The following is a 12,028-nucleotide window of genomic DNA, read 5'->3' on the forward strand; positions in this document are numbered from 1 at the left end:
ACCAAAATTCATAGAGTTCATAAATTTTTCTCAAATTTATTGTTTCTTCAATTTTTTCAAATGGTTTATTTGCGAAGAGATATTTTAAATAAAGAGTAAATAATTCTCTATAACCGTCTCTCATCCTTAAAACTGTTGAAGTTTGAGGAAATATATAAAGTTCTCCAACTTCTTCCCATAATGGGTCTTTTAAAAAGTCATCAATTAAGCCCTTTATTTCAATGATCTCTTGAAGGATTTCCCTTTTAATTTTTGTAAATAAATTTTCAATATCCTGAGAAAGAATTTTAAGAAAATATAGAACGAACCTATCTTCAGGATTATCAAGAGATTCATATTTTAAAGGTGATAAAACTTTTATTGGTGCATGATGTTTCCCTTCAACTTCAAAACCGTAACTTTCTGTTTGATAAAGAAATTGTGGATTTGTTAAAATGCTATAAATTGTGTCTGCATCAATTTAAGAAACTCTGTTTATTTCAACAAACTTTTTTTTCTCTTTTAAAATTCTATAAGGGTTTGCCCTTATTATATTTAAAGCACTTTTAAGCTCTTCTTTATTATTTTTTAAAAAGAAAAATGTAAAGAGTGGAGTAGAAGGTTTTGGAGAAATATAAGATGAGAGGGCAAAAGTAGGTGAGATTATATCAAATGGCAGAGTTGCAATATGCTCCCATATTGAAGAAACAATATTTTTATAAAATTTTGGGTAAAAAAGAGGATCTTTTTCATTTGTACTCAACTTTTTAGAAATAACTTCAACAGGAATTGAAATTTTTTCACCGTTTTTCTTTAAAATAATCTCCGATTTTCCGATATAGTTTTTAAAAGGATATTCTTTTTCACTATCTTCTAATTCTTCATCTAATTCCTATCCATTTTCACTTTCAAACTCATAATTTTCAAATTCGTAAATCCAAAGGGGAGAAAAATCAGGATAATTCTCTAAATTGACTAACTCTATCTTACCTTTTAAAGTTCCAAGTGTTTCTTCACTTTTTTAATCTCTATTTCACTCTTTTTTTCTTCTTTTTTTAAATATAAATATAAAATCCTTAAATTTTTTCAATTTTTATGAATCCTTGTGTTGAATTAAATTATATAAAAAAATTAAAAAAGCAATCATATTTTGAATTTTTTATTTTCCCTCTATCTTCTCAATTCTTACTGCACACACCTTAAGTTCAGGAATCCTTGCTACTGGATCTAAGATAGGATTCGTTAATATATTTGCATTTGCCTCTCTAAAATGAAAAGATATAAAAACAACTCCCTTTTTCGGTCTATCAGAAACTTTCGCATTTATTTCTATAATCCCTCTTCTACTTATAACTCTCACAAGTTCCCCATCTTTTATATCTAACCTTTCGGCGTCCTCTCTTGATATTTCCACATAATTTTTTGGTACAAAGGACTCAAGCGTTTTTACCCTTTTAGTTTCACTTCTTCCATGATAATGATAGAGAATCCTTCCCGTTGTTAAGATAAATGGATATTCTTCGCAGGGCATCTCATCTGGCTCTATAAATTCCACAGGACTAAAGATTGCTTTACCACTTGGCGTTCTAAACTTACCTCCTTCATAAAGTATTTCAGTTCCAGGATGATCTTCTGAGGGACAGGGCCATTGAATTCCACCTTTTTCAAGTCTTTGATAAGTAATCCCTGCATAAGAGGGCACTAACCTTCTTATTTCTTCCATAATTTCAAAAGGATTTTTATATTCCATTTTGTATCCCATCGCCTTAGCAATTAAAGATAAAATTTCCCAATCATATTTTGTTCCCTCTGGCTTTTCCCTTGCAGGTCTTATTAGTTGAACCCTTCTCTCGGTATTTGTAAATGTCCCTTCTTTTTCATAAGCAGACGCAGCAGGAAGCACTACATGAGCAAACTCTGCTGTTTCTGAAAGAAATATTTCTTGAACTACAATAAATTCAAGTTCTTTTAAGGCTTTTTCTAAAGTATTTAAATCTGGATATGTCATTAAGGGATTCCCGCCCATGACATACATAGCTTTAATTTTCCCTGAAAAGATGTGATGGGCAAGCTCTGAAACAAAAATTCCTGGATTCTCAGGCAATTTGACATTCCATTCTTTTTCAAACTTTTCCATAGCCGCTTTATCTATCACTCTTTGATTACCAGGCAAATAGGTAGGTAAGCATCCCATATCGCAGGCACCTTGAACGTTTGCCTGTCCCCGCAGTGGCATAATTCCATTACCTTTACTTCCTATATGCCCTGTTAAAAGTGCAAGGTTTGCAATACTTAAAACAGCATCTGTTCCTGTTTTATGCTGCGTTATTCCCATCGTATAGAAAATCATCGCCTTTTCAGCACTTCCATAAATTTCCGCCACCTTTTCAATTAAGTTTTTTTCAACACCTGTAATTTTTGAAACAAGCTCAAGATCATATTTTGAAATAACCTTCAAAAATTCTTCAAAACCTTCCGTATTTTCTTCTATAAATTTTTTATTTACATATCCCTTGTCTATTATCACTTTCATTATTCCGTTTAGAAGTGCTACATCTGTTCCGGGATAGTGTTGTATGAATATATCCGCGTATTCGGCAAGGTTTATTCTTCTTGGATCGCATACAATAAGTTTTGCTCCATTCCTTTTATGCCTTTTAACTAATTGGGCGATAACAGGATGTGTTTCTGTCATATTTGAGCCTATTACAAACATAACCTCTGTATTTTTAATATCTTCAATAGGGTTTGTTGCAGCACCTGCACCGAGTACCTTACTAAGGGCAGCCACACTAGGTGCATGGCATAACCTTGCACAGTTATCAATATTATTCGTTCCAATTACTGCACGAGCGAATTTCTGTAAAACATAATTATCTTCATTTGTGCATCTTGAAGAACTAAGAAATACTATTGAATCAGGACCACATCTTTCTTTGATTTCCTTTAATCTTTTTGCAACATAATTTATTGCCTCCTCCCAACTAGTCTCTCTAAAATTTCCATTTTCTTTTATAAGGGGCTTTGTTAATCTTTCATTACTATTTGCATATTCAAATCCATATCTACCTTTAACGCAAAGTCTACCTCTATTGACTGGTGAGTCTTCTTTTCCCTTAGCCATAACAATATTATTATTTTCATCGGTATAAAGAATAATTTCGCATCCAACGCCGCAATAGGCACAAACTGTTTCTGTTTTTTTAAAGTGAAAAATTTTCCCTTTTCTTATTCTTGTTTTTTCAATTAGGGCACCGGTGGGGCAGGCTTCTACACATATTCCACAAAACTCACAATCTGTTTTTTCAAGTGGAAGTTCAAATGGAGTATTTATTTTTATCTTATAACCTTTTCCTTCTACACTTATTGCATAAGTAGCTGCTCTATTTTTGCAAGCGTTTACACATCTTCTGCATAGAATACATTTTTCAGGATAAAATTTTATAAAGGGGTTAGTTTCCCAAGCTTTTGTTTCTTTATAAATTATTTCTTCTTTTTTAAAAAATCTGCTACTTGGAATGTTAAATTTATATGCAAGATCTTGCAGGAGACAGTCACCGTCAGATTCACAGGTTATACATTCGGGAGGATGAAGTGACAGGATAAACTCAAGGTTCATTTTTCTTACTTTGTAAATTTTTTCACTATCTGTAGTTATCTCCATTCCGTCTTTTATTTCAGTTATGCAGGCTCTCTGAAGATTTTTAAATTCCTTTATCTCAACAACACATATTCCACAACTTCCCTCTTCTGAAACTTCCTTTAAAAAACATAAGGTTGGAATATATATACCTATTTTTTTACAGGCCTCTACTATTTTTAAACCTTGAGGGAAAGAATATTCTTTGCCATTTATTTTTACGTTTATATATTTTTCATTCATGTTTATGAAACTCCCATTCTTCTTTAAACTCTTTAGCAATGCTTTTGATTATTCTTAAGGAAGTCTGACCAAGGGGGCAAAATGAGGAAAGTTCCATAGTTTCAGCTATTTCAAATAATAGATTAATATCTTCCTTTTCCCCCTTTATTATATTCTTTATGATTTTGGATGCTTCATAAGTTCCAATTGAACAAGGAATACACTTGCCACAACTTTCATCCATAAAAAACTCAATTATATTTTCTGAGATACAAACTGAACACCTTTTATCGCTTATTGCAATTATTGCCCCTGAACCAAAGGAGAGATTGGCTTTTGATAAAGACTCATAATCCATTTTTATATTAAGATGGGATGGTAATAAAAGATTTCCAGAAAGCCCACCAAGAATTAAAAATTTTAAATTTCCGTCTTTTATACCGCCTCCGATTTCTTTTATTACGTACTCAAGGGAAGTTCCAAAGGGAATTTCACAAACTCCCTTAAAGTTCAGGTCTCCTGAAAGGCTCAACAATATAGTGCCGTGAGTTTTGTAAAAATCTGCACCTTTTGAAATAATAATAGGTATATTTGCAAAGGTTTCAACGTTATTTATAAGAGTCGGTTTTCCAAATAGTCCTTTTTCTGAGGGATAGGGAGGCTTTTTTCTTGGCTCACCCCTTTTGCCCTCTATTGACTCCATTAAGGCGGTCTCCTCTCCACATATATAGCCTCCTCCACCCTTTATAATCTCAATATCAAAAGAAAAGTTGCTTCCATAGATATTTTTACCAAGAAATCCATTTTCTTTAGCTTCTTCTATTGCGTTTTTTAATATTTTTAGGCCACTTCCATATTCCCCTCTAATATAAACAAATCCCTTTTCTGCATCAACTACGTATCCTGCAATTATCATCCCTTCAATAACTGAGTGGGGGTCATTTTCAATTAAGACCCTATCCTTAAATGTTCCGGGTTCTCCTTCATCAGCGTTACATATTACAAATTTAGGTTTTTCTTTTTCTTCTTTAACAAGCTCCCATTTTAATCCTGTTTTGAATCCTGCACCTCCTCTTCCTCTTAAGTCTGCTTTCTTTATCTCTTCTATTATGGCGTCTCTTTCTTTTCTTAAAGCCATTTCAAGTGCTTTATAGCCGTCTCTTTTTAGATAGTCTTTAATACTTAGGGAATCTATTTCATAGACGTTTCTTAAGAGAAGTTTTTCATAAGGTGCTGAAATTGGAATCTTAAGGGGTGAGGGCTCTTTTTCCTTGAATTCTTTAATTAAATAAGGTATTTTTTCGCAGGTTACTTTAGGTATAAGAACGTCGTTTATCATAATAACGGGGGAAAGAGCGCAGGCGCCTAAGCAACTTGTGTATTCAAGTGTAAATTCACCATCAGGTGTTGTTTCTCCAATTTCAATTTTAAGTAACTCCTTTAATTTTGAAATTATTTTATCTTTTCCTTCTAAATGACAGGAAAGACTCTTACATACTCTTATAATATTTTTTCCCTTCGGTTTAGTATGAAATAAACTGTAAAAAGATAAAAATTCATAGAGGTTTGCTAATTTTTCCTTTCTTTCTTTTGCTATAACCTCTGCCTTTTCCTTTCCCACATAGCCCCTTTCTTCATGAATTCTATTTATTAGAAATTTATTATCAGCCATGAGATTAAAAAGAGTATAACTGAAAAGATAAGGCCGTATTTTTCATAAAATAACTTCATCTTCTTAATTTCTTTTGATAAAAAGTAGTTATATAGAATTATTGCCAAGTTGAAAGTAATAAGTGAGAGTATAAAGGCGATGCTCGCGTTAACAAGGACGTAGTGGTTAATGCCTGAGATTCCTCTTTTTACCCATGTTGGAATTTTTAAAATATATACTGCTGTGAGAGCAAATCCTAAAAAGCTAAAATAGGATGAGAATAGGGGAATTAAAATAGCTCTTAGATATGGAATTAGTGAAAATCCTATTTCAAAGAAAAGAGCTTGTATCATTACAGCGACGAGTTGGCATAAAAATATTTTTGAATGAAGAAATTTAAAAGATAGGGCAATTAAACCTGTTAGAATTGATATTCCCTTTTTATCATAAATACTTCTTGATAAAGTGAGGATTAAAATTCCATAGGCAAAAACAAAGGGAGATTTCATATTTACATTTAAAGCTCTTAGAAGTTCCCATATGAGAATTTCACCTATTCCCCATAAAGAACCTGCTATAAGAGAAATAGCGATGAGATTCATAGAAAAATTATATGAGAAAGAACAAAAAAGGGCAATTTTATGTTATGTAATAATTTTGGCCTTTATTACGGTTATCTTGGGAATCCTCTTTGCATACCTATGGAAAGTGAAAGAGATACAAAAGAGTAATATGAATGTAAAAGAGTTTATAGAAGCTGCAAAAGAAATTACAAGTATTAATAAAACATTTATTGAAGTGCACAAAATGAGTATTGAAATGCAAAAGTCTGTAATGGAGATCCTCGAAAGAATTGAAAAGGGGCAGGAAAGAATTGCTGAGATTTTGCTTAATCAAACAAAAATTCTTGAGAGAATAGAAGGAAAGACTAAATAGATTTTAAATGAGCAAGTAATTCACAGTAAGGAAGAATAATTGAAGTGATAAAGGGATGATTTTGAAACTGAGTTAAAAATTTTGAAGTTTTAAGTGGGGATGTGTAAAGTAAAGACAAAAGATAATCTTTAAAGTAAAATTTTGGTTAAAACTTTAATTAGTCAACTTGCCTTCCCACAGGTTAAAAATTATTGAACAGGAAAGATATTTATTCTCTTAGAATTTTTTTTGCAAGATTCTCTCTTTCCTCTTCTGTTTCTGCAAGAATTAAAAGTGCGATAAGTTTTAAATCTTTGTGCATCTCCTCAAACCCCTTTTCCATTTTTTCAAATCCTATTTTAATCTCCTCGTGCATTTTTTCAAATCCTCTACGCATCTCTTCAACAATTCTCAAATTATTTTCCCTTGTAATTTTTTCATTTCTCCAGGCAAGATATGTAACAGCCCCTGCTAAAAAGGTTACTCCAAAACCTATTATTGAAAGTGCTATCTCCATGATTTAAATTATAAAGTATAATTTCACAACGTTTGAAAAAGACGAACTGGCTCATCAAAAGTCTAACCGAAATTTTGTTTAAATAGTAGATTTATCGTAATTCTACAAATCCTTGGAATTCAAATTTTTCTTTTAGTTTTCTCAACCCCTTAACAAATTCAGGATATTTTTGCTCAAATTCTTTGATTAATTTTTCGGCAAAAATTTTAAATTTTTCGTTAGTTGTGCGAATTCTTGGAATTACTTTATTTACAAGTGCATCGTCAAGGTTTCCCCCATGTTTTATATACTCTGTTTATGTGTTTAATATCGCGCTAACCGAGTCCAAGATCAATTTCTCTTAGATGAGAATCGATATCTTTTAAAATTTTTGCTATTTCTTTTTTCTCTTCGTCACTGCAATTTTTAATGTAATTTTCAAAATCTGCTAAAAGTTCTATATAGAAGGCGCGACTTTTTAAACGTGGGCTTAATTCCTTTGTGGTTTCATCTAAATTTATTGTACCAATTATATAAAGATTTGAGGGGAAAGTAATTCTTTTTTTTAATTCCATGTTTCCTTTCAATTTCATCATTATTGTGAATGCAAATATCTCCCTTAGTTTCCATAGCACTTAGGATATCGGAGAAGTAGTGTTCAGGGTGGGAGAGGTTCATTTCGTCTAATATAAGAAAATAGGATTTTTCTTTGTTTTCGTTTGCCTTTACTAAAAAATCGTACAGAGGTCCTTTTACATAATTGTTTGTAATAGGATTAAAGTAACCTATCACATCTTTTGGGCTTGTCCAGTTTGGTTGAACTCTTAAAAAGCAAATATAATTCTTAATTTCTGCAATATTTTTTCTTTTAGTTCACTTTCGTTTTTACTTTCATTAACAATTTTTTCGAGAATTTTATGTTTTATGGCTGGAAAAATTAATGATAAAAGTGTTTTTCCTGTTCCGGTTGTACCGACAAGTATGACAAATTTATTTGCAGAGTTTATCCCAGCATAGAATTTTTTTAGTGTGGTTTCGTTGTAATAGATATTAAATTTTCTAAGACTATAAATTTGATTTTTTAAACTTTCAAAGGTTAAAGGTTCTTCTTTATAAACTTGATTAACTGAATAAATTTGTTTTTCTTTATAAACCGGATTATTAATTTCTTCTTTTTTATAGAAATCAAACCAAGGAATTACTTTCTCTTTTACTTTGACTCCAAATTCAGTAGGCAATGGTGCATTTAAAATAAATTTAAGACTGTTGTCTAATAATCTTAGACGACAAGAAGTTCCCTCAAGATAATAACGAAGAAAAAGACTGGGAATATATTCTTTATCCCATTTTGGATCAATTTCACTTATCAAATAATATACTCTTGAGTTTTTATTTCTTTTAATAAAATCTTCTGTTTCCTTTTGAATTTCAAGAACTTTATAGAAGATTTGACACAATTTCGGAAATAACGAGACAAATAAATCATTTAAGTCCACCATACCCTCTTTTTTTATTTTTTTAAGATACTCTATAACATCCCTCATGAATAAATTCCTATACTCTGGAATAAGAAATACAAAATTCATCTCTTCATCAGTGGTCCGGATTTCACCTTATTTTATTTGTGGTGTCTCAAAAGAATAAGAGCTTTTCCATTTTATATCTTCGTAACTAATACTTACAAATGGCATATCAATTTCTACATTTTTTATTTTTTCGTGAGATAATTCTTCTGCATAACTCTTTCTTATCTTTATAGAAATTAAAATAGCTCCAACATCAGATTTTGCATAAATTAAATACCAAGGATACGTCCAATTGTCACTAAAAGCTTCTATTTCTCCTGTCTTTATCCCATTTTTTTCTAATAAACTTTTTATCTCCTCTAGAAACTTTTTTAACTTTTCATGCCTTTCTGCCGGTTCCTGGGGATGCACAACATGCTCAAACCCATTTAAAGGCTTTATTTTTACATCCATCTTAGCACCTCCTCCTTTTCTCCCAAAATCTCAAAAACATAAACTCCAAACCCATATTTTTTTCTATATTCATCATCAAAAAATTTTTCATATGATAAAGGAAGACGGGCTTTTCTTGGAATAACAGCATATGCTCCTTTTACAACTCTTTCCTTTGTTTTAAAATCAATAATTGCTTCTTTATATTGATGTAATTGAGCTATAGCTGTTCTTCTCTCTTCTACCTCCTCCTCACTTATTAAACCTTTCACTGAAACTTTTTTAGCATCAAAAATTAAAATCTCATCCGTTTTTTTATTCCAAAGCATAATATCCGGTTTTTATTTTAATTGTATAGCTACCTATCCCTCTTTCACTCTCGTGAAAATCAAAAGTTTTTTGATAATAAAGAGTATAACCGTTATCCCATGCTATAGCAGACGATTTAACTTCTTTTTTTCTAACTCCCCTATTTTAAGTTTAATTCTTCTCTCTTTTTCTTCAAAAAACTTTTCAAGTCTAAAGTTTTCACCAAACTTTTCCTTACACTGATTAAAAATCTCAAAAAATACCCAAAGTTCAAAAAGGAGCCACTCATCAAAGGAGCTAAGTTCAAGCTTTCCCATCTCAAAAGGAACACAATATGAATTAAATTTAGAATAGAGCTTATAAATTTTGTTATACGCAGGAACATACTTTATTACAGAAGTAGGTCTTACCTCAAACTCAGACTCAATTTGTTGAAAAAAATCTAAATTTAATAAAACAAAGATTAACCTTTTTAGGTGCTAAAATTTTTGAAACTTCATAATTTTTAAGAGAAATATAGGAAGTTATTGTATCGGGGGAGATCTCCTCTATCTCGTAGGGCTCATAAGATACATTACAAGATTCGATTTTTGTATGAGGATTTACCCGTAAAAATAAAATGGCCCTTGTAAGTTCATCAAAAAAAATAGTCTCTGTTAATAATTTGTACTGTATAACCCCCATTTTAAGCTTTTCCTTAATTATCATAGTTTCAATCTCTGGTCTTTGCTTAAGATAAACTCTATAAAGATCTTTTAAATACTTAACCAGATCTTCCATTATTTTAAAAATTTCTTTTGGTGAAAAATAAAATTCGCCTGCCATAATTAATACTACCTTAAAATTTCAATTTTTTTTCTATCTTTTTCTCCGATATCACTTTTTAAAACTAAAAGATAAACCCCTGATTTCAGATATTTTGTATCTAAGGAATATTTATAGATTCCTTTGTCAAAATCTCTTTCAAATACCTTTAAAACCTTTGAGCCCTTTATATCGAAAATTTCAAGGGCTACTTTTCTTTTTGACGGAATCGAAAAAGTAATGTCTGTCACCTGGAAAATTATGTTAGGTGAAATTTCAAAAAATCCAAACTTTTTAGAGTAATTCTATATAAATGACAAATTTGGTGGTAACTTTTCTTCTCCTTCAACAGGTTGAATACTTATGGCATCTTTCAAAATAAGTAAATATAAATCAAGGTCGTTACCTGTTATATTTGCGTCTTCATCAACATCAAACCATAGGGCGGCCCATAAATCGTAGATTCCATATGAGGCCTTATTAGGGACAATAAATTTTCTTGCTCTTGTGCTTGCTCCTATAGGTAAAGTTACAAGTGAATCATTTGGTGGATCATCTATAAAACCTACACTAGTGTTATATAGTGAGGCACCGAGCAGAATCTTTTCGTGTCTTTTTTCACAAAAGGAATAGATGTCGTAAAAAATTATAAAGGTATCACCTGGTTCAAATTGATTTTGTGAAATACTGATAGAATTTATTTTCATTGGACTTGCAATATGCATATTCCCCGGTTCATAATAGTGATTTACAATCCATTTCCATAATTTTCCTTGATTATAGGCCCATCTTCGTGAACCCCATTGACACATACCTCTTCCATGTCCATAGCAACTTGTACTTCTGCAAACAGGATCTTCTATACATGGCCAGGTTGTCCCTGTTTCACTATATCCATCACCACACCTACAGTTATTATTTTCTGCTGAATATTCTGAACGGACATAGTTAGAATTTTTCTCAAGTAAAATTCCGTTTGTTACGTAGGCAGCAAGTGTACAACTTGCATAAATATCATCGCCATCCCATACTTGACAACAAGTATTATCACATATATCATAATTTTGACTATAAGGATTTATTACATAATAGGTTCCATAACTTCTATAAGGAATTGCGCCAGCTCTTAATGAATGCTGTCCCCATGAAGCGATCCATTCATCATCAAGTCCGCTTGACACGTAGTATTCAAGACTCATAACGACTACATCGTTACAGGTTCGGCAATTACAGGGTTTACCCACCCTTATAGTAGGTGGTGGATCTAAAACAGTTCTGAAGATATTCTCTTCTACTTTACCTTCAAACTCGCCTTTAAAATTTCTTTAAGTTTCAGAATTATTGTATCTCTTGGAATATCTTCAGGAGAAAGGTATTCCTCTTCTTTTATTTCTATCCAGAGTTCAAATATTCCTTTATCGTTTGTTATAGTTTTTTAAATTCTTTCCTTTGAATGTAACTTCTACGTTTTTTAAGGGGTTACCTTTTTCGTCTGATATGTATCCGCGAATTCCGGTTAATCCTTCTTTTTTAGGAGGAAAAAGGTCTGTTTTTTCTAAGGGTGTAAGGTAAATAGTGACGTTTAGATATTCTTTAGGATTTATGAAGAAATAAGTTTCAAGGGGAGAGTAGTTCTTGGAGTAAAATTGAAAGATATATTTTCCTGTAGGTAGGGATAGTGTATTTTTCCCTCTGGATTTTTTATGCCTAAAAAAATTAAAATTAGTACCTTTCTCACTCTTTTTGAGTTTTTAGAATTAATTAAGGGGTTGGGTATATTTAGGAGGTTAAGATTTCCTTTTAGAAAGGAGGTAGTCCAGCCGCACGTTCCCGTACGGCTACCTTGTTACGACTTCGCCCCAGTCATCTCGCCTGCCTTCAGCTCTAGACAAAGCTAGAGCCTTCAGGCATTCGAGACTCCCATGGCGTGACGGGCGGTGTGTACAAGGGGCGGGAACGTATTCACCGCCGTATTGCTGACCGGCGATTACTAGCGATTCCGGCTTCACGGGGTCGAGTTGCAGACCCCGATCCGAACTGGGGGCAGGTTTTGG

13 protein-coding genes, 1 rRNA gene and 1 pseudogene are annotated in these 12,028 nt (G+C 32.0%); 1 reads left to right on the top strand and 14 read right to left on the bottom strand.

The window, feature by feature from the left end; genetic code table 11:
• From ABDH49_08885 to ABDH49_08900, 4 genes and pseudogenes are all read right to left on the bottom strand, one after another.
• Positions 1-817 (bottom strand): annotated as a pseudogene (locus ABDH49_08885) (DUF2357 domain-containing protein).
• Between the two features lie 321 nt (positions 818-1,138).
• On the bottom strand, positions 1,139-3,862 hold the full coding sequence (gene fdhF / locus ABDH49_08890) for a formate dehydrogenase subunit alpha (protein MEN3047067.1): 2,724 nt from the start codon (positions 3,860-3,862) through the stop codon (positions 1,139-1,141).
• The gene (locus ABDH49_08895; GenBank protein MEN3047068.1) at positions 3,855-5,513 is read right to left on the bottom strand and encodes an NAD(P)H-dependent oxidoreductase subunit E; all 1,659 of its coding nucleotides are present in this window, start codon (positions 5,511-5,513) and stop codon (positions 3,855-3,857) included. Before ABDH49_08895 ends, fdhF begins: the two co-directional genes overlap by 8 nt.
• Complete coding sequence (locus ABDH49_08900; GenBank protein ID MEN3047069.1) at positions 5,492-6,094, bottom strand: hypothetical protein; 603 nt, start codon at positions 6,092-6,094, stop codon at positions 5,492-5,494. Before ABDH49_08900 ends, ABDH49_08895 begins: the two co-directional genes overlap by 22 nt.
• Between ABDH49_08900 and ABDH49_08905 the strand changes: the two genes are divergently transcribed.
• Positions 6,084-6,428, top strand: a complete 345-nt coding sequence (locus ABDH49_08905) for a hypothetical protein (protein MEN3047070.1) — start codon at positions 6,084-6,086, stop codon at positions 6,426-6,428. The genes ABDH49_08900 and ABDH49_08905 overlap by 11 nt on opposite strands.
• A gap of 208 nt (positions 6,429-6,636) precedes the next feature.
• Here ABDH49_08905 and ABDH49_08910 read toward each other — a convergent pair whose 3' ends face one another.
• The 10 genes from ABDH49_08910 to ABDH49_08955 all read right to left on the bottom strand — a co-directional run.
• Positions 6,637-6,924: a hypothetical protein gene (locus tag ABDH49_08910; GenBank protein MEN3047071.1), complete on the bottom strand. Its 288-nt coding sequence runs from the start codon at positions 6,922-6,924 to the stop codon at positions 6,637-6,639.
• 314 nt (positions 6,925-7,238) lie between these two features.
• A complete protein-coding gene (locus ABDH49_08915; protein MEN3047072.1) occupies positions 7,239-7,478 on the bottom strand; it encodes a hypothetical protein in 240 nt (79 codons plus the stop codon).
• A gap of 249 nt (positions 7,479-7,727) precedes the next feature.
• Positions 7,728-8,489: a hypothetical protein gene (locus ABDH49_08920; protein MEN3047073.1), complete on the bottom strand. Its 762-nt coding sequence runs from the start codon at positions 8,487-8,489 to the stop codon at positions 7,728-7,730.
• A gap of 27 nt (positions 8,490-8,516) precedes the next feature.
• Positions 8,517-8,882, bottom strand: a complete 366-nt coding sequence (locus tag ABDH49_08925; protein ID MEN3047074.1) for a hypothetical protein — start codon at positions 8,880-8,882, stop codon at positions 8,517-8,519.
• The gene (locus tag ABDH49_08930) at positions 8,873-9,190 is read right to left on the bottom strand and encodes a nuclease domain-containing protein (GenBank protein ID MEN3047075.1); all 318 of its coding nucleotides are present in this window, start codon (positions 9,188-9,190) and stop codon (positions 8,873-8,875) included. Before ABDH49_08930 ends, ABDH49_08925 begins: the two co-directional genes overlap by 10 nt.
• A 102-nt stretch (positions 9,191-9,292) precedes the next feature.
• Positions 9,293-9,487 (bottom strand): hypothetical protein, encoded by a 195-nt coding sequence (locus tag ABDH49_08935; protein MEN3047076.1) that lies wholly within the window; start codon positions 9,485-9,487, stop codon positions 9,293-9,295.
• Between the two features lie 106 nt (positions 9,488-9,593).
• Positions 9,594-9,995, bottom strand: coding sequence for a hypothetical protein (locus ABDH49_08940; protein MEN3047077.1), 402 nt, complete (start codon positions 9,993-9,995; stop codon positions 9,594-9,596).
• 8 nt (positions 9,996-10,003) lie between these two features.
• Positions 10,004-10,249 carry a T9SS type A sorting domain-containing protein gene (locus ABDH49_08945; GenBank protein MEN3047078.1) on the bottom strand — a complete coding sequence of 82 codons (246 nt, stop codon included), beginning with the start codon at positions 10,247-10,249 and terminating at the stop codon, positions 10,004-10,006.
• 30 nt (positions 10,250-10,279) lie between these two features.
• Positions 10,280-11,218 (bottom strand): SpoIID/LytB domain-containing protein, encoded by a 939-nt coding sequence (locus tag ABDH49_08950; protein ID MEN3047079.1) that lies wholly within the window; start codon positions 11,216-11,218, stop codon positions 10,280-10,282.
• A gap of 560 nt (positions 11,219-11,778) precedes the next feature.
• Positions 11,779-12,028: ribosomal RNA gene (locus tag ABDH49_08955) — 16S ribosomal RNA — on the bottom strand; the annotation flags it as partial.

The sequence above is a fragment of the Candidatus Hydrothermales bacterium genome, assembly GCA_039630235.1.
Classification (GTDB): domain Bacteria; phylum Hydrothermota; class Hydrothermia; order Hydrothermales; family JAJRUZ01; genus JBCNVI01.

What these genes read in the sequence shown, in the direction of transcription:
- fdhF (MEN3047067.1), bottom strand. Translation starts at nt 3,862, where the DNA reads ATGAATGAAAAATATATAAACGTAAAAATAAATGGCAAAGAATATTCT.
- ABDH49_08895 (MEN3047068.1), bottom strand. Translation starts at nt 5,513, where the DNA reads ATGGCTGATAATAAATTTCTAATAAATAGAATTCATGAAGAAAGGGGC.
- ABDH49_08905 (MEN3047070.1), top strand. Translation starts at nt 6,084, where the DNA reads ATGAGATTCATAGAAAAATTATATGAGAAAGAACAAAAAAGGGCAATT.
- ABDH49_08900 (MEN3047069.1), bottom strand. Translation starts at nt 6,094, where the DNA reads ATGAATCTCATCGCTATTTCTCTTATAGCAGGTTCTTTATGGGGAATA.
- ABDH49_08910 (MEN3047071.1), bottom strand. Translation starts at nt 6,924, where the DNA reads ATGGAGATAGCACTTTCAATAATAGGTTTTGGAGTAACCTTTTTAGCA.
- ABDH49_08915 (MEN3047072.1), bottom strand. Translation starts at nt 7,478, where the DNA reads ATGGAATTAAAAAAAAGAATTACTTTCCCCTCAAATCTTTATATAATT.
- ABDH49_08920 (MEN3047073.1), bottom strand. Translation starts at nt 8,489, where the DNA reads ATGAATTTTGTATTTCTTATTCCAGAGTATAGGAATTTATTCATGAGG.
- ABDH49_08925 (MEN3047074.1), bottom strand. Translation starts at nt 8,882, where the DNA reads ATGGATGTAAAAATAAAGCCTTTAAATGGGTTTGAGCATGTTGTGCAT.
- ABDH49_08930 (MEN3047075.1), bottom strand. Translation starts at nt 9,190, where the DNA reads ATGCTTTGGAATAAAAAAACGGATGAGATTTTAATTTTTGATGCTAAA.
- ABDH49_08935 (MEN3047076.1), bottom strand. Translation starts at nt 9,487, where the DNA reads ATGGGAAAGCTTGAACTTAGCTCCTTTGATGAGTGGCTCCTTTTTGAA.
- ABDH49_08940 (MEN3047077.1), bottom strand. Translation starts at nt 9,995, where the DNA reads ATGGCAGGCGAATTTTATTTTTCACCAAAAGAAATTTTTAAAATAATG.